The organism is Kitasatospora phosalacinea (assembly GCF_030268885.1).
Lineage (GTDB): Bacteria > Actinomycetota > Actinomycetes > Streptomycetales > Streptomycetaceae > Kitasatospora > Kitasatospora phosalacinea_C.
Window position 1 is genome coordinate 56055 of record NZ_BSSA01000011.1, and the last position, 21674, is coordinate 77728.

At 72.8% G+C, this 21674-nt stretch carries 25 protein-coding genes and 4 tRNA genes; 23 read left to right on the forward strand and 6 right to left on the reverse strand.

Annotated features, from left to right (window positions below; all coding sequences use genetic code 11):
- Nucleotides 1-82 precede the first annotated feature (82 nt).
- Entirely contained in the window at nt 83-883 is an 801-nt protein-coding gene (locus QSK52_RS17580; protein ID WP_285737033.1) for a phosphotransferase, read from the forward strand.
- On the opposite strand, the gene QSK52_RS17585 is transcribed toward QSK52_RS17580, so the two are convergent.
- Together QSK52_RS17585 and mug are read right to left on the reverse strand one after the other, a co-directional pair.
- Complete coding sequence (locus QSK52_RS17585) at nt 865-2241, reverse strand: GH1 family beta-glucosidase (RefSeq protein ID WP_285737034.1); 1377 nt, start codon at nt 2239-2241, stop codon at nt 865-867. The two genes, QSK52_RS17580 and QSK52_RS17585, sit on opposite strands and share 19 nt — an antisense overlap.
- A gap of 79 nt (nt 2242-2320) precedes the next feature.
- On the reverse strand, nt 2321-2908 hold the full coding sequence (gene mug / locus QSK52_RS17590; RefSeq protein ID WP_285737035.1) for a G/U mismatch-specific DNA glycosylase: 588 nt from the start codon (nt 2906-2908) through the stop codon (nt 2321-2323).
- Nucleotides 2909-3098: 190 nt separating this feature from the next.
- On the opposite strand from mug, the gene QSK52_RS17595 reads away from it, so the two are divergent.
- Nucleotides 3099-3563, forward strand: coding sequence for a hypothetical protein (locus QSK52_RS17595; RefSeq protein ID WP_285737036.1), 465 nt, complete (start codon nt 3099-3101; stop codon nt 3561-3563).
- A gap of 117 nt (nt 3564-3680) precedes the next feature.
- On the forward strand, nt 3681-4139 hold the full coding sequence (locus QSK52_RS17600) for a hypothetical protein (protein WP_285737037.1): 459 nt from the start codon (nt 3681-3683) through the stop codon (nt 4137-4139).
- A 108-nt stretch (nt 4140-4247) separates the two neighbouring features.
- On the opposite strand, the gene QSK52_RS17605 is transcribed toward QSK52_RS17600, so the two are convergent.
- The gene (locus tag QSK52_RS17605; protein WP_285737038.1) at nt 4248-4736 is read right to left on the reverse strand and encodes a YajQ family cyclic di-GMP-binding protein; all 489 of its coding nucleotides are present in this window, start codon (nt 4734-4736) and stop codon (nt 4248-4250) included.
- Nucleotides 4737-4950: 214 nt separating this feature from the next.
- On the opposite strand from QSK52_RS17605, the gene QSK52_RS17610 reads away from it, so the two are divergent.
- Nucleotides 4951-5031, forward strand: a tRNA-Tyr gene (locus tag QSK52_RS17610).
- Between the two features lie 87 nt (nt 5032-5118).
- On the opposite strand, the gene QSK52_RS17615 is transcribed toward QSK52_RS17610, so the two are convergent.
- A complete protein-coding gene (locus QSK52_RS17615) occupies nt 5119-6372 on the reverse strand; it encodes a hydrolase (RefSeq protein WP_285737039.1) in 1254 nt (417 codons plus the stop codon).
- A gap of 317 nt (nt 6373-6689) precedes the next feature.
- Between QSK52_RS17615 and QSK52_RS17620 the strand changes: the two genes are divergently transcribed.
- From QSK52_RS17620 to QSK52_RS17665, 10 genes are all read left to right on the forward strand, one after another.
- Nucleotides 6690-6762 (forward strand) — tRNA-Thr (locus tag QSK52_RS17620).
- 42 nt (nt 6763-6804) lie between these two features.
- Nucleotides 6805-6877: transfer RNA gene (locus QSK52_RS17625), tRNA-Met, on the forward strand.
- Nucleotides 6878-6960: 83 nt separating this feature from the next.
- Nucleotides 6961-7125, forward strand: a complete 165-nt coding sequence (rpmG, locus tag QSK52_RS17630) for a 50S ribosomal protein L33 (protein WP_006604855.1) — start codon at nt 6961-6963, stop codon at nt 7123-7125.
- A 94-nt stretch (nt 7126-7219) separates the two neighbouring features.
- Complete coding sequence (locus tag QSK52_RS17635; protein WP_285737040.1) at nt 7220-7681, forward strand: MaoC family dehydratase N-terminal domain-containing protein; 462 nt, start codon at nt 7220-7222, stop codon at nt 7679-7681.
- Entirely contained in the window at nt 7678-8106 is a 429-nt protein-coding gene (locus tag QSK52_RS17640; protein ID WP_285737041.1) for a MaoC family dehydratase, read from the forward strand. The genes QSK52_RS17635 and QSK52_RS17640 overlap by 4 nt, the downstream gene beginning before the upstream one ends.
- A gap of 119 nt (nt 8107-8225) precedes the next feature.
- Nucleotides 8226-8795: a TetR/AcrR family transcriptional regulator gene (locus tag QSK52_RS17645; RefSeq protein ID WP_435053283.1), complete on the forward strand. Its 570-nt coding sequence runs from the start codon at nt 8226-8228 to the stop codon at nt 8793-8795.
- A gap of 81 nt (nt 8796-8876) precedes the next feature.
- Nucleotides 8877-10310 carry a DHA2 family efflux MFS transporter permease subunit gene (locus QSK52_RS17650; protein WP_285737042.1) on the forward strand — a complete coding sequence of 478 codons (1434 nt, stop codon included), beginning with the start codon at nt 8877-8879 and terminating at the stop codon, nt 10308-10310.
- A gap of 68 nt (nt 10311-10378) precedes the next feature.
- Nucleotides 10379-10765, forward strand: coding sequence for an antibiotic biosynthesis monooxygenase family protein (locus QSK52_RS17655; RefSeq protein ID WP_285737157.1), 387 nt, complete (start codon nt 10379-10381; stop codon nt 10763-10765).
- A gap of 230 nt (nt 10766-10995) precedes the next feature.
- Nucleotides 10996-12033, forward strand: coding sequence for a UDP-N-acetylmuramate dehydrogenase (locus QSK52_RS17660; protein WP_285737158.1), 1038 nt, complete (start codon nt 10996-10998; stop codon nt 12031-12033).
- 75 nt (nt 12034-12108) lie between these two features.
- On the forward strand, nt 12109-12489 hold the full coding sequence (locus QSK52_RS17665; protein WP_285737043.1) for a hypothetical protein: 381 nt from the start codon (nt 12109-12111) through the stop codon (nt 12487-12489).
- Here the strand turns inward: QSK52_RS17665 and QSK52_RS17670 are convergent.
- Entirely contained in the window at nt 12486-13514 is a 1029-nt protein-coding gene (locus QSK52_RS17670) for an adenosine deaminase (RefSeq protein WP_285737044.1), read from the reverse strand. The genes QSK52_RS17665 and QSK52_RS17670 overlap by 4 nt on opposite strands.
- 93 nt (nt 13515-13607) lie before the next feature.
- A complete protein-coding gene (locus tag QSK52_RS17675; protein ID WP_285737045.1) occupies nt 13608-14846 on the reverse strand; it encodes a pyridoxal phosphate-dependent aminotransferase in 1239 nt (412 codons plus the stop codon).
- 309 nt (nt 14847-15155) lie between these two features.
- Here QSK52_RS17675 and QSK52_RS17680 point away from each other — a divergent pair.
- From QSK52_RS17680 to rplL, 9 genes are all read left to right on the forward strand, one after another.
- Nucleotides 15156-15228 (forward strand) — tRNA-Trp (locus QSK52_RS17680).
- A gap of 141 nt (nt 15229-15369) precedes the next feature.
- Nucleotides 15370-15738, forward strand: coding sequence for a preprotein translocase subunit SecE (gene secE / locus QSK52_RS17685; RefSeq protein ID WP_285737046.1), 369 nt, complete (start codon nt 15370-15372; stop codon nt 15736-15738).
- 179 nt (nt 15739-15917) lie between these two features.
- The gene (gene nusG / locus QSK52_RS17690) at nt 15918-16796 is read left to right on the forward strand and encodes a transcription termination/antitermination protein NusG (protein ID WP_285737047.1); all 879 of its coding nucleotides are present in this window, start codon (nt 15918-15920) and stop codon (nt 16794-16796) included.
- Nucleotides 16797-16961: 165 nt separating this feature from the next.
- Entirely contained in the window at nt 16962-17396 is a 435-nt protein-coding gene (gene rplK, locus QSK52_RS17695) for a 50S ribosomal protein L11 (protein WP_030457453.1), read from the forward strand.
- A gap of 77 nt (nt 17397-17473) precedes the next feature.
- Nucleotides 17474-18196 (forward strand): 50S ribosomal protein L1, encoded by a 723-nt coding sequence (rplA, locus tag QSK52_RS17700; protein ID WP_285737048.1) that lies wholly within the window; start codon nt 17474-17476, stop codon nt 18194-18196.
- Between the two features lie 194 nt (nt 18197-18390).
- Nucleotides 18391-19206, forward strand: a complete 816-nt coding sequence (locus QSK52_RS17705; protein ID WP_285737049.1) for a hypothetical protein — start codon at nt 18391-18393, stop codon at nt 19204-19206.
- A gap of 105 nt (nt 19207-19311) precedes the next feature.
- Complete coding sequence (locus QSK52_RS17710; protein WP_285737050.1) at nt 19312-20112, forward strand: hypothetical protein; 801 nt, start codon at nt 19312-19314, stop codon at nt 20110-20112.
- A gap of 294 nt (nt 20113-20406) precedes the next feature.
- Entirely contained in the window at nt 20407-20961 is a 555-nt protein-coding gene (rplJ, locus tag QSK52_RS17715) for a 50S ribosomal protein L10 (protein WP_014136320.1), read from the forward strand.
- 83 nt (nt 20962-21044) lie between these two features.
- On the forward strand, nt 21045-21428 hold the full coding sequence (rplL, locus tag QSK52_RS17720; protein WP_285737051.1) for a 50S ribosomal protein L7/L12: 384 nt from the start codon (nt 21045-21047) through the stop codon (nt 21426-21428).
- Nucleotides 21429-21674: the final 246 nt, after the last annotated feature.

Below are 21674 nucleotides of genomic sequence, written 5' to 3' on the forward strand. Positions count from 1 at the left end.
CGCGCCGCCCGGAAACCGCTCGCGCAGCGGCCCGGCGCCGGGTACAACTGCCGGGTCGGACGAGGACGGTGAGGAGCGGCGGATGGCGGACGGCGAGATCCCGGTGGACGAGGTCCCGGCGGGCGAGATCCTGACGGGCGGGGTCAACCGGGTGGAGCGGCGCGGCGACCGGGTGCTGCGACCGACCGGGCCGTGGTCGCCCGCCGTGCACGGGCTGCTGGCGCACGTGCGGGCGGCCGGGTTCACGGCGGGGCCGCGGTTCCACGGGCTGAGCGAGGACGGGCGGGAGGTGCTGGACTTCCTGCCCGGCGAGGTGCCCGACTACCCGCCCACCCCCGCGGCCGCCTCCCGCACCGCCCTGCTCGACGCGGCCCGCCTGCTGCGCGCCTACCACGACGCCACCGCGGGCTACACCGCCGAGGGCTGGATGCTGCCCGCCCGGGAGCCCGCCGAGGTGGTCTGCCACGGCGACTACGCCCCGCACAACTGCGTGCTGGACGGCGAACGCGTGGTCGGCGTCATCGACTTCGACACCGCCCACCCCGGACCCCGGCTGTGGGACGTCGCCCACGCCGTCTACCGCTGGGCGCCCACCACCGCCCCCGGCAACGCCGACGGCTTCGGCACCCCCGACGAACAGGCCGTCCGGGTAAGGGAGTTCTGCGACGCGTACGGCCTCGGCCGGGCCGACCGGGAAGGTCTGGTCGACGCGATCGAGGCCCGGCTGCACGCCCTGGTCGCGCACATGCGGGCCGAAGCCGCCGCCGGGAGCGCCGCGTTCGCCTCGCACCTGGCCGACGGGCACCACCTGATGTACCTGTCCGACGCCGCGTACGTGGTGCGCGAGCGCGCCCGGTTCGAGGCTCAACTCCTCGCGGAGTGACGGGAGATCAGCTCCCGGTACCAGTGGTACGAGTCCTTCGGGGTGCGCCGCTGGGTGGCGTAGTCCACGTGCACCACCCCGAAGCGCTTGCCGTAGCCGTACGTCCACTCGAAGTTGTCCAGCAGCGACCAGACGTAGTAGCCGCGCACGTCCACCCCCGCGGCCAGCGCCGCTGCCACCGCCCGGAGGTGGCCGTCCAGGTAGGCGATCCGGTCGGCGTCGTGCACCACCCCGTCCGGGCCCGGGGCGTCGTCCTCGGCGGAGCCGTTCTCGGTGACGAGCAGCGGGGGCAGCGCCGGGCCGTACTCCTCGTGCAGGTCGACCAGCAGGGCGCGCAGGGTGTCCGGGGCGACCGCCCAGTCCATCGCGGTGTGCCGGGCGTGCGGGTCGCGGACGTGCGCGAAGCGGTTGTCGGTGGCGTCCCGCCGGGCCGGGTCGGGTTCCCGGTGCGGGGCGGTGCGGACGGTCGCCGGGGTGTAGTAGTTCACGCCCAGGAAGTCCATCGGGGCCGCGATCAGCGGCAGGTCGCCCTCGCGCCGGAAGTCCTGGCGCTCGATCAGCTCGCCCCAGGTGTCCGCCTCGGCGGCCGGGTAGCGACCGCGCAGCAGCGGCTCCGTCCACACCAGGTTGCGCTGGGTGCGGGCGCGCAGCGCGGCGAGGGCGTCGGCCGGGGTGGCAGGGGTGACGTGGTCCAGGTTGAGGGTGATCCCGGCCTCCCGGACCCCGGCCGCGCGCAGCGCGCCCATCGCCAGGCCGTGCCCGAGCAGCAGGTGGTGGGCGGCGGCCAGGGCGGGCGTCCCCGAGCGCACCCCCGGGGCGTGCACGCCGTTGCCGTAGCCCAGGAAGGCGCTGCACCAGGGCTCGTTGAGGGTGGTCCAGCGCGGCACCCGGTCCGCCAGCGCCCCCGCCACCACCGCCGCGTACTCCGCGAAGCGGTGCGCGGTCTCCCGGGCCCGCCAGCCGCCGCCGTCCTCCAGCGGCTGCGGCAGGTCCCAGTGGTAGAGCGTCACCGCGGGCTCGATCCCGGCCGCCAGCAGGCCGTCCACCAGCCGCGAGTAGAAGTCCAGCCCCGCCCGGTTCACCGCCCCGCCACCGCCGGGCAGCACCCGCGGCCAGGAGACCGAGAAGCGGTACGAGCCGACGCCGAGCCGCCGCAGCAGCTCGACGTCCTGCGGCCAGCGCCGGTAGTGCTCGCAGGCGGGCTCCCCGGTGTCACCGCCCGCGACCCGGCCCGGCTCGGCGCAGAAGGCGTCCCAGATCGACGGGCCGCGGCCGTCGGCGCGGGTGGCGCCCTCGATCTGGAAGGCGGCGGTACCGGCGCCGAAGACGAAACCGGGCGGGAAGGAGAGTTCGGCCATGGGTCGATTCTGAACCGCCACAAGCAAGCACCAACAGGGGTTACTCGCGCTCGGATCGATGTTTGACTAAACGATTGCTTTACGATCCCTCGCGCTCCAGGTGCTCGCGCAGGGCCCGGAACTCGGCGGCGAGCCCGTCCAGCGTGTAGTGCGCGTTCAGCCCGCTCGGGTTCGGCAGCAGCCACACCTCGGTGCCGCCGACCGGCTCCGGCTGCGGACCGACCGTCGCCCGCGGCCGACCGAAGGCCGCCCGGTACGCCCCGATCCCGAGCACCGCCAGCACCCGCGGCCGCAGTTGCCGCACCCGCGCCGCCAGCGCCAGCCCGCCCTCCCGGTACTCCTCGGCGGTCAGCTCGGCCGCCTTCGCGGTGGTCCGCGCCACCACGTTGGTGATGCCCAGCCCGTAGTCGAGCAGCTCCCGCTGCTCGGCCGGCCGCAACTGCCGCGGCGTGAAGCCGGACCGGTGCAGGGCCGGCCAGAACCGGTTGCCCGGGCGGGCGAAGTGCTGGCCGGTGGCGCCCGACCACAGGCCGGGGTTGATCCCGCAGAACAGCACCCGGAGGCCGGGCGCGGCCACGTCCTCGATGGTGGTGTCCTGGGCGGCGGCGAGCTGTTCGGGCGTGGGCCTGGCGCCGGTGGCCGGGCGCTGCGGCGGGGTACGGGTCACCCCGTCCACTCTGCCGTACCGGACGGGCGCGCGTGCGACACCGGGCGCCTGCGAACCGTTTCCGGTCCCACCGTGACGAAAGGCCGTTTCGGCAGCTCGGGGGCGGTGCGGCCGATGTCCGGCATATCGGATGGATAGTCAGTTCGATTGTTTTCCTGACCTGATGACTTCCCGGGCGGAGAATGGGGCGGTGCCATACGAACTGAACGCGCTGATCGCAGCCGAGGAACTGATCGCCGTGGTGACGGCCGAGGTCCCGCTCGCGCGCTCCACGCTCCTGCCGCACGGCCTGGCGCTCGTCCCGATGACCGACGAACTCCACGACGCGCTCCAACACCCGTCCAACGCGCCGGACTTCGGCTTCAAGCGGTTCCCCTCCGGCTTCGCCCTCCGGATCGCGGGCTGGTCCAAGGCCGCCCCCATCGCCTACGCCGAGTCCGACGACGAGCACCCCGCCGGACGGCGCGCCGCCCTCTGGTACGACGGCCGGATCACCCTCGGCCCGCTCGCCCCCGCTGACGGCGCCCCGATCGACCGCGTCCTGCGCGCCCTCGGCGCCACCGACGCCACCGCGCCGGAGATCGCCGCCGCCGTCGACGCGCACCGCCGCCGACCGACCGGAGCCGCCGGGGCCACCGGGACCGCCGAGGGCTGACCCGGACCGGGCCGCGCACCATTCGGCTTACGAGCGGTGGCCGCGCACTTTCGGGTGGCTCACCGTGTGGGTGCAGGCGAAACGCCTGAACTCCCCCCGAAAGGAACGGCTTTACCCATGCGTGCCCACTGGCCGGCCGTCGCGCTGACCGTCGCCCTCACCCTCGGCACGGTCACCCTGGCGACCGCCGCCCCCGCGTCCGCTGCCGACCCCGCCGACGCCTTCCGCACCCGTCCCGCCCCCGCGGCCCCCGCCGCCGTCCGGCCCGTTCCGCTGCCGCCGCTGCCGGTCACGGCCCCGGTGCTGCCCGCGGCCCCGGCGGCCTCCGCGGTTCCCGCCGCGCCCGCCGCGCCCGCCGCGCTCGACGTCCCGGGGCTGCTCGGCACCGTCACCGGCCTGCTCACCACCCTCACCGGGCTGCTCGGCACCGCCACCGGCACCCCGAGCGCCCTCGCCCTGCCCGACACCGGCGCGATCCGGCACCTGATCGACCAGCTCACCGCCGTCCTTCAGGGCCTGCCCGGCAGCCTCCCCATCACCACCCCGCCCGGCGCCCTCCCCGCCCTCCAGCGGTAGGTCGACCCGCCCCGGGGCGGAACGGGAAGGGCGGTGGTGCGGGGGAGGCGCCCGGGGACCAGGCGCCGCGCCCGCACCACCGCCCTCCCCGGCGGGGCCGCCCGCGGATCAGCGGTAGTTCACGAACTGGATCGCGAAGTCCAGGTCCTTGCCCTTGAGCAGGGCCTGCACGGCCTGCAGGTCGTCGCGCGACTTCGAGCTGACCCGCAGCTCGTCGCCCTGGACCTGCGCCTTGACGCCCTTCGGGCCCTCGTCGCGGATGATCTTCGCGACCTTCTTGGCATCCTCGGTGGTGATGCCTTCCTTGATGTCGGCGAAGATCTTGTACTCCTTGCCGGACAGCTGCGGCTCCGCCGCGTCCAGCGCCTTCAGCGACAGCCCGCGCTTCACGAACTTGGTCTGCAGCACGTCCAGGATCGCCCGGACCCGCTCCTCGCCGTTGGCCTTCATCTCGATCTTCTCGCCGGACCGCTTGATCTCGGCACCCACGTTCTTGAAGTCGAACCGGGTGGCGATCTCGCGGGAGGTCTGGTTGATCGCGTTGTCGACCTCCTGCCACTCGACCTTCGAGACGATGTCGAAACTGGAGTCGGCCATGGGTGTTGGTCTCCTTGCACTACAGGCTGCACGGTCGCGCCACCCGCCACCGGCGGGCGACGCCCCAGCCTATCCAGCGCTCCGGGCCCCCGCCCGCAACGGCCGCGCGCCGACCTTGATCACGACGTGACGTAACCGGGTGGCGAACCACCCCCCACCATCGGGTATCGTTTACGACGTCGAACGGGGCAGCGCCCCGCGAGACACCATCCCTGGCTGGTTGCCCGAGCGGCCAAAGGGAGCAGACTGTAAATCTGTCGCGCAAGCTACGCAGGTTCGAACCCTGCACCAGCCACCGGATAGTGGAGAAGCCCCCGGGCTGCGGAAACGCAGCCCGGGGGCTTCTTCGTCGTGGAGCGCGGCGCCCGCCCGCCGGGGGGTCTCAGCCCGGGTGGTTCTGGCGGGGGAGGGCCAGGGTGACGGTGTCGGCGAACTCGCGGACGGCGCTGGTGCGGGAGACGATGCGGCCGCAGTGGACGACCAGGCGGGAGTGGCCGCCGGAGAGGGCGCCGGTCAGGCTGTCGCCGCGGACGGCGAGGAGTTCGGCGGGGAAGCCGGCGTCGACCCGGACGGGGGGCAGGCCGAGGGCGGTGCGGGCCTGGGCGGAGACCGCGTCGTAGGCGGCCTCGGGGGAGAGCGCGCCGCCCGCGGCGAGCAGGCGGGCGGTGTCCAGCGGGTCGGCCCGGCCGACCGGGTTGGAGGCGTCGCGGAGGGCGCCGGCGCCGGCCGTGAGGGCGACCCGGGCCTGGGCGAACTCCCGCACCAGGGCCGGGCGCAGGCCGATCGGCCGGTCCTCGAGGCCGGTGCAGCCGCCGTTCTGCGGCAGGCAGACCACCCGGACGCCCGCGTCGGCCAGCACGTCCGCGCCGCCGGGCGGCAGGGCGCTGCACGGGCCGAGCGCGACCCGGGGCCGGTGCGGGGCGAGGGCGGCGACCAGGCGGGCGAGCTGGTCCCGGTCGGCGGCGTTGGTGTGCAGGTCGACCGGGCAGTCGGCCTCGGCCGCGGCCTCCAGCACGGCCCGGACGTAGCCGACCGGGTCCGGGTCCAGGTCGGGGCAGCCGCCGGCCGCGTCCGCACCGAGCTTGAGCGCGTCCCGGAGCAGGGCCCGCCCGTCCGCCCCGGCCCGGCCGGTGAGCAGCCGGGGCATCGCGACCGCCTGCAGTTCGGCCAGCCCGCGCAGCGACTGGCGGGCGGCGAGGACGGCCTCCAGCCGGTCCAGCCCGTGCACGTCGCCGATCCGGACGTGGGTGCGCTGGGCGGTGGCCCCGTAGCCGAGCGAGGTCAGCGCGGACTCGGTGGCCCGGCGGACCAGTTCGGCCGGGCCGTCCTCCTCGGCCGCGGGCGCCGCCGCGGCGAACGCGCTGTCGTAGTGCCCGTGCGGTTCGGCGGGGGCGGGCAGCAGCAGGTAGCCGGACAGGTCGATCCGGGCGCCGGTGGTGACCGTCGGCTGTCCGGGCATCGCGGGCAGCGGCCCGAGGCTGCCGACCGTGCCGACGGCCTGGATCCGGTCCCCGCTGGTCCGGACGTCCACCACCCGCCCGTCCAGCAACCGGGCCCCGGTGAGCAGCAGCACCGGCCCGTGTCCGAGCGGGTTGGCGGACGGCGGCGGCTGGGCGCCCTCGCTGCGTTCGCTCATCGGCCCGCTCCTCCAGTCCCGTCGACCGCCCGGCGCCCCCCGGGGCCCGGTGCGGGGCGGCGGCCTGCGGCGCGCCCGCGGGAGGTGGTCCGAGGCCGGGGGTCAGGTGAGAGATCACTGACGGTCGAGCCTAGGCCGCGGGCGGCCGGGACGGTCGGAGGCGGGGTGCCAGGACGTGTCGGGCGCGTTCCGGTTGCGGCGGGGGTCGAACGGGTGTCGGGTGACGGACCGTCAGTGCGGGCCCGCCGACCTGCGGAGATCCGCGGCGGATACGGATTTCACCTCTGGCCCGGAACCGTGTAATCTCTTCCTCGTTCGCCCCTATAGCTCAGTCGGTAGAGCGTCTCCATGGTAAGGAGAAGGTCTGCGGTTCGATTCCGCATGGGGGCTCTGGTGAAAGGCTCCTCGCTCCGGCGGGGTTCCGATCATCAAAGCGGTGTAGCTCAGTTGGTAGAGCAAGCGGCTCATAATCGCTGTGTCACCGGTTCAAGTCCGGTCACCGCTACCCCGCGTAGTCGATCGGGGGGATGACTCCCGATCGGCTACTCTTGTCTGTGTTCTTATTCATTGTCCAAGGAAGGCACTCCCGTGGCTGCCACCGACGTCCGCCCGAAGATCACGCTGGCCTGCGTGGAGTGCAAGGAGCGGAACTACATCACCAAGAAGAACCGGCGCAACGACCCGGACCGTCTTGAGATGAAGAAGCACTGCCCGCGTTGCAACTCCCACACGGCGCACCGCGAAACCCGTTGACTTTGCCTCGTACTCCAGGCCGCACCCCGTTCGGGGCGCGGCCTGGAGTCGTTTCTGCATGACGGACCGGACGCACCACCAGAGGAGTTGCACCATGCCACTCGACCCCTCGTTCATCGGGCGGACCTACCCGCCCACCGAGCCGTACGAGGTGGGCCGGGAGAAGATCCGCGAGTTCGCCGCCGCGATCGGTGACGCGAACCCGGCGTACACGGACGCGGAGGCCGCCAAGGCGCTGGGGCACCCGGACGTCATCGCCCCGCCGACCTTCCCCTTCATGCTGAGCTTCCGGGCCGCCGCGCAGGTGGTCAACGACCCCGAGCTCGGGCTCGACTACAGCCGGGTCGTGCACGGCGACCAGAAGTTCGCCTACACCCGCCCGGTGCGGGCGGGCGACCGGCTCTCCGTCACGGTCTCGATCGACGCGATCAAGTCGCTGGCGGGCAACGACGTGCTGACCGTCCGCGGCGAGGTCGAGGACGCCAGCGGCGAGCACGTGGTGACGTCGATCATGACGCTGGTGGCGCGTGCCGCCGACGAAGCCGGGGAGGAGTGACCGTGGCGGTCCGCTTTGACGAGGTCCAGGTCGGCACCGAGCTGCCGGCGCAGTCCTTCCCGGTGACCCGGGCGACGCTGGTGCAGTACGCCGGCGCCTCGGGGGACTTCAACCCGATCCACTGGAACGAGAAGTTCGCCCTGGAGGTCGGCCTCCCGGACGTGATCGCGCACGGCATGTTCACCATGGCCGAGGCCGCCCGGGTGGTGACCGACTGGGTCGGCGACCCGGCCGCGGTGGTCGAGTACGGCGTCCGCTTCACCAAGCCGGTGGTCGTGCCCAACGACGGCGTCGGCGCGACGATCGAGGTCACCGCGAAGGTGGCAGCGCTGCTGGAGGACAACCGGGTCCGGGTGGACCTGGTCGCGAGCAGCGCGGGGCAGAAGGTCCTGGGCATGGCCCGGGCCGTCGTCCGGCTGAGCTGAGTCCGGTCGGCGGGCCGGTCCCGTCCGAGCTGGTGGGGGCCCCGGGAGCGGGGCCCGCGCCAGGGGGGCTTGCAAAGTTATTGGCCAATCACTAATCTTTGGGTGTGGCCAGGAACAGCATGCGGATGTCCGCCGAGGAGCGGCGCGAGAGCGTCGTCCGGGCGGCCATGGTGGAGTTCGCCCGGGGCGGGTACCGGGGCACCTCCACCGAGGCGATCGCCCGCCGGGTGGGCGTCTCGCAGCCGTACCTGTTCCGGCTGTTCCCCAACAAGCAGGCGATCTTCGAGGCCGCGGCCGAGCACTGCATGGAGGAGACCTGGCGGGTCTTCGACCGGGCCTCGGAGGGGCTGACGGGGGACGCGGCCTGCGACGCGATGGGCGAGGCGTACCTGAACCTGGTCGAGGACCGGGAGCAGGTGATGATGCAGATGCAGATCTACGTCTCGGTGTTCGCGGCGGAGTCGGCCGGGGACGGCGACATCGGCGAGACGGCGCGGGCGGGCTGGTCGCGGCTGTTCGAGCGGATCGAGGAGCGGATCGGGGACCGGACCCTGGCGACCGAGTTCATGGCGCACGGGATGCTGATCAACACCCTGGTGGCCCTGGGCTTCCCGTTCGAGCACGGGCTCTGGTCGGCGTTCGTGGAGCTCGGCGAGAAGCAGAGGCAGGCGCGGGCCGGGGAAGGCTGAGGCGCTCCGCCGACGGTGGCGGGCGCCCTTTTTTCGGCCCACAAAAGTTATTGATCAATCACAACCTATGGGGGAAGCGAGATGAACAGGCAAGCCGTCTGGACCCTGGTGGTCGTCAGCGTGGCCAGCTTCATGGCCGGACTCGACAACCTGGTGGTCACCACCGCACTGCCCGCGATCCGCGCCGACCTGGGCGGCGCGCTCGCCGACCTGGAGTGGACGGTCAGCGCGTACACCCTGACCTTCGCCGTCCTGCTGATGTTCGGCGCGGCCCTCGGCGACCGCTTCGGCCGCCGCCGGATGTTCCTCGGCGGGCTCGCGGTCTTCACCCTCGGCTCGGCGTCCGCCGCGCTGGCCCCGAGCATGGGGACGCTGATCGCCGCCCGCGCCGTCCAGGGCGTCGGCGCGGCCGTGATGATGCCGCTCACCCTCACCCTGCTGACCGTCGCGGTGCCCGCCGCCAGGCGCGGCATGGCGTTCGGCATCTGGTCCGGGGTCAGCGGGCTGGCCGTCGCCACCGGACCGCTGATCGGCGGCAGCCTCACCGAGCGGTTCTCCTGGCAGTGGATCTTCTGGGTGAACGTCCCGGTCGGCCTGCTCCTGCTGCCGCTGGCCCGCGCCGTGCTCGGCGAGAGCCGCGGCGAGAACCCCCGCCTCGACCTCCCCGGCACCCTGCTGGTCAGCGGCGGCCTCTTCGGCCTCGTCCTCGGCCTGGTCCGCGGCAACCCCGACGGCTGGACCCACCCGCTGGTGCTCGCCTCGCTGATCGGCGGCGCCCTGCTGCTGGCCGCCTTCGTCGGGTACGAGGCCCGCTTCGCGAAGCGGCCGATGCTGCCGATGCGGCTGTTCCGCAGCCGGGCGTTCAGCGCCGTCAACGCGGCCAGCCTGCTGATGTTCCTCGGCATGTTCGGCTCGATCTTCCTGATCAGCCAGTACTTCCAGGGCGTCAACGGCTACACCGCCGAACAGGCCGGCGTCCGGATGCTCCCGTGGACCGCCATGCCGCTGCTGGTCGCCCCGGTCGCCGGGATCCTCACCGACCGGATCGGCGGCCGCCCGATCGTCGTCACCGGACTCGTCCTGCAGGCCCTCGGCCTGCTCGGGCTGGCGCTGCTGGCCGAGCACTCCGCCGGGTACGGGCAGCAGGTCCCGGTCCTGATGGTCTGCGGCATCGGGATGTCCCTCTACTTCGCCCCCACCGCCAACCTGGTGATGGCCAGCGTCCGCCCCGCCGAACAGGGCATCGCCTCCGGGGCGAACAACGCCATGCGGGAGGTCGGCGGCGCCCTCGGCGTGGCCGTGCTCTCCGCGGTCTTCTCCGCCCGGGGCGGCTACGGCAGCACCGCGGCCTTCACCGACGGGCTCGTGCCCGCGATGGTCGTCGGCGCCCTCGCGGTCGGGGCCGGGGCGGTGGCCGCGGCGCTCGTCCCGCGGCGGCACGGCATGCGGACGGCCGGGGCGGCCGGCCCGGAGACCGCGCCCGCCCCCGCGCCCGTTCCGGCCGGCCGGGCCTGAGCGGCGGCCGACCACCCACCCACCCACCGACGGACGAGACGAACGAGGAGGAACCACCCGTGCTCGCGATGACGCTCCCCTGGGCCCCCGGTCCCGCCGCCCAGCAGCCCCCCGCCCGGCCCGTCGTGATGGCCGCCGAACTCAAGGTCCGCGGCCTGCGGCACGTCCCCGGCTTCCTGCGGCAGTCCCTGAAGGTCCGCGGCCGGGCCCGCCGCGCCCCCGGCGCCCTCGGCGTCACCCTGCGGGCCGCACCGCTGGAGCGCACCTTCTGGGTGCTCTCCAGCTGGAGCGACCGGGAGGCGCTCGACGCCTTCGTCCGCTCCGGGACCCACCGGCGGGCGATGACCGCCCTGCGCCCCGCCATGGAGCACTCCGCGTTCGCCACCTGGGACGCGGAGGGTGCGGCGGAGCCGGGGTGGGACGAGGCGCGACGGCGCCTCGCGGCGAGCCGGTAGCGCCGTCGGGGGCCGGGGAACGGCGGGCCCGGGGCCGCCGGCGGTGCGGTGCCGGTGCGTGCGATGGCTTCGGGTTCTGTCACCCCGGCCCGAAGCAGCACGGACACTCCGGTGGGCTCCGGCCGTCAGCAGCTCGGGCTCGCCGTTCCCCGAGCCCCTGAACGCGCGCCCGCCGGGCGCCCGGTCGCGCACCCGCCGTCCCTCCCGGGCTGCTTTAGGCTGGGGCGGTGATCGAGGAGATGGACGCGCCGCTGGCCCCGTTGACGACGCTGCGGTTGGGCGGCCCGGCCCGGCGGCTGGTGACGGCGCAGACGGACGCCGAGGTGGTGGCCGCGGTGCGGGCGGCGGACGCGGCGGGGGAGCCGCTGCTGGTGCTGGGCGGCGGGTCGAACCTGGTGATCGCGGATGCCGGCTTCCCCGGGACGGTGCTGCGGATCGCCACCGAGGGCTACGCGCTGGACGGCACGCTGCTGGAGCTCGCGGCCGGCGAGGTCTGGTCGGACGCGGTGGCCCGCACCGTCGCCGCCGGGCTGGCCGGGATCGAGTTCCTGGCCGGGATCCCCGGCTCGGCCGGCGCGACGCCGGTGCAGAACGTGGGCGCGTACGGGCAGGAGGTCGCCGAGAGCATCACCGAGGTGGTCGCGTACGACCGCCTGCTCGGCGAGACCGTCACGCTGGCCAACGAGGACTGCGCCTTCTCCTACCGGCACAGCCGCTTCAAGGCCGACCCGGACCGGTACGTGGTGCTGCGGGTGTGGTTCCGGCTCGCGGACGAGGGCGGGCTGTCCTCGCCGGTGAAGTACGCCGAGGTGGCCCGTTCGATGGGCGTCGAGCCGGGGCAGCGGGTGAAGCTGGGGGACGCCCACGCCGAGGTGCTGCGGCTGCGCGCGGGCAAGGGCATGGTGCTGGACGCGGCCGACCACGACACCTGGTCGGCGGGCTCGTTCTTCACCAACCCGGTCCTGTCGGACGACCAGTTCGCCGCGTTCACCGCCCGGCTGGGCGGACTGCGGGCGCCCGCCTACCCGGCGGGCGAGGGCCGCACCAAGACCTCCGCGGCCTGGCTGATCGACAACGCGGGCTTCCGCAAGGGCCACGGCAGCGGCCCGGCGACGCTCTCCACCAAGCACACCCTCGCCCTGACCAACCGCGGCTCGGCCACCACCGAGGACCTGCTCGCGCTGGCCCGCGAGGTGCGCGACGGGGTGCGCGCGGCGTTCGGGGTGGAGCTGGTGAACGAGCCGGTGATGGTGGGCGTCAGCCTCTGAAGCGGCGGGTACTCAGCCATCGGCTGAGTACCCGCACGCTGTCCGGACGCGCCCCGGGCGCGGGACGCTCCACCCATGAGAAGAGCGACGACCGCGGACCGCGCGTCCCTGCTGCTGCCCCTGCTGACCGCGGTCCCGGCCTGGGCCGCCTGGCTCGGCTGGGACGGGGAGAAGGACGTCGCCCCGGACGGCACGGTCTCCGGCCCGTACCAGGTCTGGCAGGTGCTCGGCCTGGTGGTGACGGTCGGCGCGGCGGTGTGCTGGTCGGCGTACCGGGGCCGGACGCTCGCCGCGGTCGCGGGCAGCACGGTCGGGCTGGCGGGCGCCGCCTGGGTCGACTGGTCCCGGGACGGCGACGGGCTGTTCGCCGTCGGCGTGGCCCTGGTCGCGGTCGGCGCCCTGGTGGTGAGCGGGCTGCTGGCCGCGGCGACCACCGCCCTGACCCGCCGGGGCTAGGCGGGTTCCTCCACCAGCCAGGCGTCGATCTCGCCGAGCAGTTCCTTCACCACGTGCTCGGGGGCCTGCGAGGAGCGGACCGACTGGCGGGCGAGTTCGGCCAGTTCGGCGTCGGTGAAGGCGTGCGACTCGCGGGCCAGGGCGTACTGGTCGGCCAGCCGGGAGCCGAAGAGCAGCGGGTCGTCGGCGCCCAGGGCGAGCGGGACGCCCGCCTCGAAGAGCTGCCGCAGCGGGACCTGCTCGGGGCTGTCGTAGACGCCGAGGGCGACGTTGGAGGCGGGGCAGACCTCGCAGGTGACCTGCCGGTCGGCGAGGCGCTGGAGCAGCCGGGGGTCCTCGGCGGCGCGCACCCCGTGGCCGATCCGGGCGGCGCCCAGGTCGTCCAGGCAGTCGCGGACGGACTCCGGCCCGGCCAGCTCGCCGCCGTGCGGGGCGGCGATCAGGCCCCCGTTGCGGGCGATGGCGAAGGCGCGGTCGAAGTCCCGGGCCAGGCCGCGGCGCTCGTCGTTGGAGAGGCCGAAGCCGATCACGCCCCGGTCGGCGTACCGGACGGCGAGCCGGGCCAGCGTCCGGGCGTCCATCGGGGACTTCATCCGGTTGGCGGCGACCAGCACCCGGATGCCGACGCCGGTCGCCTCGGAGGCTTCCCGGACGGCGTCCAGGACCAGCTCCAGGGTCGGGGTCAGGCCGCCGAGCAGCGGTGCGTACGAGGTCGGGTCGACCTGGATCTCCAGCCAGCGGGAGCCGTCGGCGCGCTCGTCCTCGGCGGTCTCCCGGACGAGGCGGCGGATGTCGGACTCGTCGCGCAGGCAGGAGCGGGCGGTGTCGTAGAGCCGCTGGAAGCGGAACCAGCCGCGTTCGTCGGTGGCCCGGAGCTTGGGCGGGTGCTCGGAGCTGAGCGCCTCGGGCAGCCGGATGCCGTGCTTGTCGGCGAGTTCGAGCAGCGTCGCGGGGCGCATCGAACCGGTGAAGTGCAGGTGCAGATGGGCCTTCGGCAGGCTCCGGACATCACGCAGGCGATCCATTCACCGATCCTGCCGCAAAACACCCGGAAACAGGAACCGCCCCCCGCAGCTCGCCCGATCGGGTGAGCCGCGGGGGGCGGCGCTGACGGGAGGTCAGTCGCGGGCCTCGCCGAGCAGCTTCTGCATCCGGCTGACGCCCTCGACCAGGTCGGTGTCGCCCAGCGCGTAGGACAGCCGCAGGTAGCCGGGGGTGCCGAAGGCCTCGCCGGGGACGACCGCGACCTCGGCCTCGTCCAGGATCAGGGCGGCCAGCTCGGCGGAGGTCTGCGGGCGCTTGCCGCGGATCTCCTTGCCCAGCAGGCCCTTGACCGACGGGTAGGCGTAGAACGCGCCCTCGGGCTCGGGGCAGAACACGCCCTCGATCTCGTTCAGCATCGCCACGATCGTGCGGCGGCGGCGGTCGAAGGCGGTCTTCATCTCGTCCACCGCGGAGAGGTCGCCGGAGACGGCGGCGAGCGCCGCGCGCTGGGCCACGTTGGAGACGTTCGAGGTGGCGTGCGACTGCAGGTTGGCGGCCGCGTTGACGACGTCCTTCGGGCCGATCAGCCAGCCCACCCGCCAGCCGGTCATCGCGTAGGTCTTGGCCACGCCGTTGACCACGATGCACTTGTCGGCCAGCTCGGGCAGCAGCGCGGGCAGCGAGGTGAAGGTCGCGTCGCCGTAGACCAGGTGCTCGTAGATCTCGTCGGTGAGCACCCACAGGCCGTGCTCCAGCGCCCAGCGGCCGATCGCCTCGGCCTCGGCCTCGGTGTACACCGCGCCGGTCGGGTTCGACGGCGAGACGAACAGCACCACCTTGGTGTTCGCGGTGCGGGCCGCCTCCAGCTGCTCCACCGAGACCTTGTAACCGGTGGTCTCGTCCGAGACGACCTCGACCGGGGTGCCGCCGGCCAGCTTCACGGCCTCCGGGTAGGTGGTCCAGTACGGGGCCGGGATGATCACCTCGTCGCCCGGGTCGAGGATCGCGGCGAAGGCGTTGTAGATCGCCTGCTTGCCGCCGTTGGTCACCAGCACCTGCGAGGCGTCCACCTGGTAGCCGGAGTCGCGGAGCGTCTTGGCGGCGATCGCGGCCTTCAGCTCCGGCAGGCCGCCGGCCGGGGTGTAGCGGTGGTTCGCCGGGTCCTGGCAGGCGGCGACCGCGGCGTCCACGATGTAGCCGGGGGTCGGGAAGTCGGGCTCGCCGGCGCCGAAGCCGATCACCGGGCGCCCGGCGGCCTTGAGGGCCTTGGCCTTGGCGTCGACGGCGAGGGTGGCGGACTCGGCGATGGCGCCGACCCGGGCGGAGACCCGGCGGTTGGCGGGGGACACGTTCTCGGGGGTGGGTGCGCTCATGCCCTGAATGGTCCCAGACCGCACGGGTGCCGGTCATCGCGGTTCCACGGTGCGAACCCGGGCGTTCCAGCATCCGCGCCGCGGACCCGGACGATCTCGGGCGGAGGGCGATCGGGGCCGGAGGATATCGAGCGGAGGGCGTCGAAAGTCGGCGAATGTGATCTCGGTGAATGAGGTTCGACCAATCGGCGAAGAACCCGTACACTCACTGCTCGACGGCTCCCGAAGTGCGGATCCTCCGGTCGGATACACCACACGGCCGGGCGGATGCGGTAGGTTGGGGGCCACGCCGGAGCCGCGAGGCTCCGTAGGGCACTAGCTCAATTGGTAGAGCACCGGTCTCCAAAACCGGCGGTTGGGGGTTCGAGTCCCTCGTGCCCTGCTGCTCGATCCGTGCCAAGCCCGTTCGCTCCGCAGAGCGAGCGGGCTTGATGCGGAGAGGGCCCCACCCAGCACAGCTTTCGCCGGATCGCCCGTGCACCAGGCACGGACCTCCGCAGGACCGGGATTCAGGTGAGGACGAGTGACGGAGACCACGGGCTCCACCGCAACGCCTGAGAGCGGCAACCCCGAGGGGGCCGAGGGCGCGGACGGGACGACGGGCACCGAGGACGGCAAGAAGCTCTCCCGGCGCGAGCGCCGCCGTGCCAACAAGGCCGAGGGCGGCGAGGGCGGCAAGAAGTCCGGGAAGCGGGCCAAGAAGGGCATCTTCGCCCGGACGGCGATCTTCTACCGCCAGATCATCGCGGAGCTCCGCAAGGTGGTCTGGCCCACCCGCAGCCAGCTGATCCAGTACACCACCGTCGTGGTGACCTTCGTGGTCGTGATGATGCTGGTGGTCGCCGGTCTCGACTGGGTCTTCGCGAAGGGCGCCTTCTGGATCTTCGGCTGACGCCCGATCCGGCACCACCCCGCAGGGATCCCCGCCGGTCCCGCACCGAATACTCCACCCCGACCCGGGCCGAATCCTTCGGCCCGGGTCGAGCTGTCGGCGCGAAGGGCCGCGGGCGACTACCGTTGAGTCGGTACTGTTGAGGTATCCGTTCCACAACCAGGAAAGAAGCAGCGACCGTGTCTGAGTCCCCCCTGTACGACGCCGACGAGACCGTCCGCGAGGCGGATGTCGCCGCCGAGCTGGACGCGGCCGAGGCTGCCGACGTCGAGGCTGCCGAGGAGATCGTCACCGAGGCGGACGCCGAGGAGGACGAGGTCGAGGCCGCCGACGAGCTGGAGGCGGGCGAGCCGGCCGAGGCCGCCGCCGTGCACGAGGTGGACGAGGCCGAGGCCGAGGCGCAGGAGGCGGACGCCGAGGAGGCCGACGCCGAGGCCGCCGAGGAGGTCGAGAGCGACCCGGTCGCCGAGTTCCGCGAGCAGCTGCGCCGCGCGCCGGGCGAGTGGTACGTCATCCACACCTACGCTGGCTACGAGAACCGGGTGAAGCAGAACCTGGAGCAGCGCTCCGTCTCGCTGAACGTCGAGGACTACATCTTCGAGTCCCAGGTTCCGCAGGAGGAGGTCGTCCAGATCAAGAACGGCGACCGCAAGACCATCCGGCAGAACAAGCTCCCCGGCTACGTGCTGGTCCGGATGGACCTCACCCCGGAGTCCTGGGGCGTCGTGCGCAACACCCCCGGTGTCACCGGCTTCGTCGGCAACGCCTACGACCCGTACCCGCTGACCCTGGACGAGGTCGTCAAGATGCTCGCCCCCGACGTGGAGCGCGCCGCCGCCAAGGAGGCCGGCAAGGCCTCGCCGGTGCGCCCGGTCGAGGTGCAGGTGCTGGACTTCGAGGTCGGCGACTCGGTCACCGTCACCGACGGTCCGTTCGCCACCCTGCAGGCGACCATCAACGAGATCAACCCCGACTCGAAGAAGGTCAAGGGCCTGGTGGAGATCTTCGGCCGGGAGACCCCGGTCGAGCTCTCCTTCGACCAGATCCAGAAGAACTGACCCGAAGGTCTCCGGTGCCGGGGCGGGGCGAGAGCCTCCGCCCCGGCACCGTTTTGGTTCCGCGACACCTGACCGGTTAGCCTGGTCCGATGTGTGTCCTGGCGGCCGGGTTTCGCCCCGGGCCGGGCACATCAGCAATCACCTCTCGGAAGGACCCGGAGAGACATGCCTCCCAAGAAGAAGAAGGTCACGGGGCTTATCAAGCTCCAGATCAACGCCGGTGCGGCGAACCCGGCCCCGCCGGTCGGCCCCGCGCTCGGTCAGCACGGCGTCAACATCATGGAGTTCTGCAAGGCGTACAACGCGGCCACCGAGTCGCAGCGCGGCATGATCGTGCCGGTGGAGATCACGGTCTACGACGACCGTTCCTTCACCTTCGTCACGAAGACCCCGCCGGCGGCGCGCCTCATCCTGAAGGCCGCGGGCATCGACAAGGGCTCCAAGGAGCCGCACAAGACCAAGGTCGCCAAGCTGACCTCGGCCCAGGTGCGCGAGATCGCCACCACCAAGATGCCCGACCTGAACGCCAACGACCTGGACGCGGCGGAGAAGATCATCGCCGGCACCGCCCGGTCGATGGGCATCACCGTCGAGGGCTGACCAGCCCGTACGTCCTCCGTGGTAGGGCCGCGCGCGGCCCGTTCCGACCACGACTCCAATAACCACCAGGAGCAGCAGTGAAGCGCAGCAAGGCCCTCAAGGCCGCGGACGCCCAGGTCGACCGCGCCCGGATCTACGCCCCCCTCGAGGCCGTCCGCCTCGCCAAGGCGACCTCCGTCACCAAGTTCGACGGCACCGTCGAGGTCGCCATGCGTCTGGGCGTCGACCCGCGCAAGGCCGACCAGATGGTCCGCAGCACCGTCATCCTCCCGCACGGCACCGGTAAGACCGCCCGGGTCCTGGTCTTCGCGAACGGTGAGCGTGCCGAGGCCGCGCGTGCCGCGGGTGCCGACATCGTCGGCTCCGACGAGCTGATCGACGAGGTCGCCAAGGGTCGTCTGGACTTCGACGCCGTCGTCGCCACCCCGGACCTCATGGGCAAGGTCGGCCGCCTCGGCCGCGTGCTCGGTCCCCGTGGCCTGATGCCGAACCCGAAGACCGGCACGGTGACCCCGGACGTCGCCAAGGCCGTCAACGACATCAAGGGCGGCAAGATCGAGTTCCGCGTCGACAAGCACTCGAACCTCCACCTGATCATCGGCAAGACCTCGTTCACCGACGAGCAGCTGGTCGAGAACTACGCCGCCGCGCTGGACGAGGTCCTCCGGGCCAAGCCGTCCGCCGCCAAGGGCCGCTACCTGAAGAAGGTCTCCTTCTCCACCACCATCGGCCCCGGCATCCAGGTGGACCCGAACCGCACCCGCAACCTCCTCGTCGAGGAGGACCCGGCGGCGGTCTGACCCTGAGTCAGCCCCCTGCGAGGTCATCGCTCACCGGGCCCGCACCCCTCTCGGGGGTGCGGGCCCGGTGGCGTTCGGAAACGGTTTGCGCAGCGGTCGGCGCGGTTCGGTAGAGTCCGCTCCCGTACTTCAGATGAGAATCCGATGAGTGGGGGACCCCCGTGCGCGCACTGCGTACCGTTGCCGTGGCTTGTGTGGCCATCGGCGCCCTGACCGCCTGCAGCAGCTCCGGTTCGGGCGGCTCGACCGATGCCAAGACCGGCGGCGACGCCTCGCAGAGCGCCCCGGCCGCGGGCAAGGGCGGCGCCAAGCTGCCCCCCAAGGAGGCCCTGCTGGCCTCCGCCGCGGTCATGGAGAAGGCGGGCAGCGCCAAGCTGGCCGTCAAGGGCGGCGAGGCCGACGACGACGGCACCGTCGACTACGTCTGGAAGGACCCCGCGTCCTTCCTGATGACCGGCACCGAGGACGGCAAGGAGATCAAGGCCCTCGTCGTCGGCGGCCAGATGTACGTCGGGGTCACCCCCGACATGGCCGCCGTGGCCAAGGGCAAGAAGTGGGTGTCGCTCGACGCGTCGGACGGCTCGGCGGAGGACGGGAACGAGACCGCCTCCCTCAACGCGATGGTGCAGGTGATGAACCCGGCGATCCAGCTGGCGGCCGCCGCGCCCACCGCGACCCTGGCCGGCACCGAGACCGTCTCGGGCCAGAGCACCACGCACTACCGCAGCGAGATGAAGGCGGAGGACCTGGTCTCCAAGATGAAGCTGGACGGGGCCCTCAAGCCCAAGGTGCTGGCCGAGATCAAGAAGGACGGCGACACCGTCGTCGTCGAGCTGTGGATCAACGACAAGGGCGAGCTGGTCCAGCAGTCCGTCACCGGGTCCTCCCCGAAGGCGGGCGACAAGCCGGAGACGATCACCTACAGCGGCCTGGGCACGGTCAAGGCCACCCCGGCCCCGGCCGCCGGCGAGGTCCTCAAGCTCTCGGACCTGATGCAGCAGATGCAGTAGCGGGCACGGGCCGGCGGCCCGCCCGGCCCCGGGGGTGACTCCGGCGCAGGGCGGGCCGCATGGCATGGTGAGGGGACCGGACGGCGGCGGCAGGAGGAGGGACCGATGGGCGCACGGGTGCGCGGGGCCGGGGCCCTCCTGACGGCAGCCCTGCTCGTCGGCGCGGCCGCCGGCTGCACCGCCTCCGCCCGGACGCCCGACCGCGCCGAGCCCTCCACCGCCGCCCCGAGCACCGCGCAGCCCAGCCCCACCGACCGCTCCCCGCACGGGGTGATGCTCTCCGCCCAGCTGGTGCTGCACGACGCCCGGCGCGCCGGGTACACCGCGGTGCTGGGCGGCCAGGGGGCCAAGGGCGAGCTGTTCTGGGCGCCGAAGACGGTGCTGAAGTACCAGGCGGACGGGGAGAGCCAGGTGCTGATGGTGCTGGACACCTCCGCCTACCTGGGCGGCGACCCGGGGAGCGCGGTCAGGCTCGGCGGCCCGCACTGGCAGAAGTTCTCCAACGGCCGCATCCCGTACGGCGACCTGATCGACCGGCTCAGCCCGGTGGTCGCGGTCGCCGCCGCCGCGGCCGCCGCGGACCCGCAGCTGGTCGGCGAGGAGAAGCTGCTCGACGGCACCGCCGAGCACTACCGGGTCACCCTGACGTCCGCCCAGTACGTCGCCGCGCAGACCCAGCTCGACCAGACCCGGCGGCAGGCCCTGACGGCCGCGCTGGGCACCGGCGACGTGGTGCTCGACCTGTGGCTCGACGACAGCGACCAGCTGGTGCGGCTGCGCCGGGCCGCCGCCGAGGTCGACACCGTGGACTACGGCGAGTTCGGCAGCTCCGCGCTCTCCGTCCAGGCCCCCGCCGAGGCCGACGTCGCGCCCGGCACCGGCGCCAGCCCGCCGGCCTTCCCGTAGCGCGATTTGGTCAAACCCGACTCGTCCCGTTAGGCTGGCCGAGCCAAAGACCGCTGGTTGTCGCCGTGCGCCCGAGAGGGAGGACGGCACCGAAGGGTCCGCACCCGTTGCGGATCGCCCGCGCAGGTTGTGGAGCCAAGTGGGATCTCCGGACCGTTCCGGTCCGTCGAGGTCGTTGCGAGCCCCGTGCGCCTGTGCGCCGGGGCTTCTTCGCTTCCTGGGGTCCGAGGCGTTGGATGGTCGACTTCTCGAAGGTCGGCCCGACTTCGACATCACGGAAGGAGGCGTAAGCCTATGGCCAGGCCCGACAAGGCTGCCGACGTCGCCGAGATCACGGACAAGTTCCGTGCCTCCAGCGCCGCCGTTCTGACCGAGTACCGCGGTCTCACGGTGAAGCAGCTGAAGACGCTGCGTCGCTCGCTCGGCGGCAACGCCGATTACGCCGTGGTGAAGAACACGCTGACCAAGATCGCGGCCAACGAGGCCGGGATCTCCGAGCTGGACGACCTGTTCGCCGGTCCGACGGCTGTCGCCTTCGTCACCGGTGACCCGGTGGAGTCGGCGAAGGCTCTGCGTGACTTCGCCAAGGAGAACCCTGCTCTCATCATCAAGGGCGGTGTCCTTGACGGTAAGGCGCTGTCCGCCGATGAGATCAAGAAGCTCGCGGACCTCGAGTCCCGCGAGGTGCTGCTCGCCAAGCTGGCGGGTGCCCTGAAGGCCAAGCCCTCCCAGGCTGCCGCCGTGTTCCAGGCGCTCCCGTCCAAGCTCGTTCGCACCGTGGAAGCGCTGCGCGAGAAGGTCGAGCAGGGCGGTGCCGGTACTCCGGCTCCCGCCGAGGACGCGGAGTAACCACTCCCGTCCCAGCGGGCCCGTAAGCACGCCCGCCAACCCGTACATCCGGCACCTGCCGATTTAGTGGAAGGACGCCAATCATGGCGAAGCTCAGCACCGAGGACCTGCTCGAGCAGTTCGAGGGCATGACCCTGATCGAGCTCTCCGAGTTCGTGAAGGCCTTCGAGGAGAAGTTCGACGTCACCGCCGCCGCCCCGGTCGCCGTTGCCGCCGCCGGTGGCCCGGCCGCCCCGGCCGAGGCCGCTGACGAGCAGGACGAGTTCGACGTCATCCTCGACGGCGCCGGCGACAAGAAGATCCAGGTCATCAAGGAGGTGCGCGCCCTCACCTCCCTCGGCCTGAAGGAGGCCAAGGACCTCGTCGACACCGCTGGTGCCAAGGTTCTGGAGAAGGTCGCCAAGGACGTCGCCGAGAAGGCGAAGGCCCAGCTCGAGGGCGCGGGCGCCAAGGTCACCGTCAAGTGACCCGTTCCTCTCGCTGAGAGGTTCTCTTCCGGCCGGGCCGGCCACCCCTCGGGGTGGCCGGCCCGGCCTGCTCGCGTTCCGGGCCCGCGGGCCGTTGCTCCTGATGGCCCACGCGGGACTCGGCTCCTGTCGGCGTCCGGGGGTAGGGTGATCGCTGTCCGTCGGCCCCCGGGCGCAGGCAGCGTGTAACGCGGGGAGCGGTCCGGACGATGAGCAGGACGAGGTCCACACCCTGGTGCGGGCCTT

Coding starts and splice junctions, on each gene's coding strand:
- QSK52_RS17645 (WP_435053283.1), top strand. CDS start 8,226: ATGCGGATGTCCGCCGAGGAGCGGCGCGAGAGCGTCGTCCGGGCGGCC.
- QSK52_RS17675 (WP_285737045.1), bottom strand. CDS start 14,846: ATGAGCGCACCCACCCCCGAGAACGTGTCCCCCGCCAACCGCCGGGTC.
- QSK52_RS17605 (WP_285737038.1), bottom strand. CDS start 4,736: ATGGCCGACTCCAGTTTCGACATCGTCTCGAAGGTCGAGTGGCAGGAG.
- QSK52_RS17655 (WP_285737157.1), top strand. CDS start 10,379: ATGACGCTCCCCTGGGCCCCCGGTCCCGCCGCCCAGCAGCCCCCCGCC.
- QSK52_RS17670 (WP_285737044.1), bottom strand. CDS start 13,514: ATGGATCGCCTGCGTGATGTCCGGAGCCTGCCGAAGGCCCATCTGCAC.
- QSK52_RS17710 (WP_285737050.1), top strand. CDS start 19,312: ATGGGCGCACGGGTGCGCGGGGCCGGGGCCCTCCTGACGGCAGCCCTG.
- QSK52_RS17650 (WP_285737042.1), top strand. CDS start 8,877: ATGAACAGGCAAGCCGTCTGGACCCTGGTGGTCGTCAGCGTGGCCAGC.
- QSK52_RS17585 (WP_285737034.1), bottom strand. CDS start 2,241: ATGGCCGAACTCTCCTTCCCGCCCGGTTTCGTCTTCGGCGCCGGTACC.
- rplK (WP_030457453.1), top strand. CDS start 16,962: ATGCCTCCCAAGAAGAAGAAGGTCACGGGGCTTATCAAGCTCCAGATC.
- QSK52_RS17600 (WP_285737037.1), top strand. CDS start 3,681: ATGCGTGCCCACTGGCCGGCCGTCGCGCTGACCGTCGCCCTCACCCTC.
- QSK52_RS17635 (WP_285737040.1), top strand. CDS start 7,220: ATGCCACTCGACCCCTCGTTCATCGGGCGGACCTACCCGCCCACCGAG.
- QSK52_RS17665 (WP_285737043.1), top strand. CDS start 12,109: ATGAGAAGAGCGACGACCGCGGACCGCGCGTCCCTGCTGCTGCCCCTG.
- QSK52_RS17580 (WP_285737033.1), top strand. CDS start 83: ATGGCGGACGGCGAGATCCCGGTGGACGAGGTCCCGGCGGGCGAGATC.
- rplL (WP_285737051.1), top strand. CDS start 21,045: ATGGCGAAGCTCAGCACCGAGGACCTGCTCGAGCAGTTCGAGGGCATG.
- rplJ (WP_014136320.1), top strand. CDS start 20,407: ATGGCCAGGCCCGACAAGGCTGCCGACGTCGCCGAGATCACGGACAAG.
- QSK52_RS17615 (WP_285737039.1), bottom strand. CDS start 6,372: ATGAGCGAACGCAGCGAGGGCGCCCAGCCGCCGCCGTCCGCCAACCCG.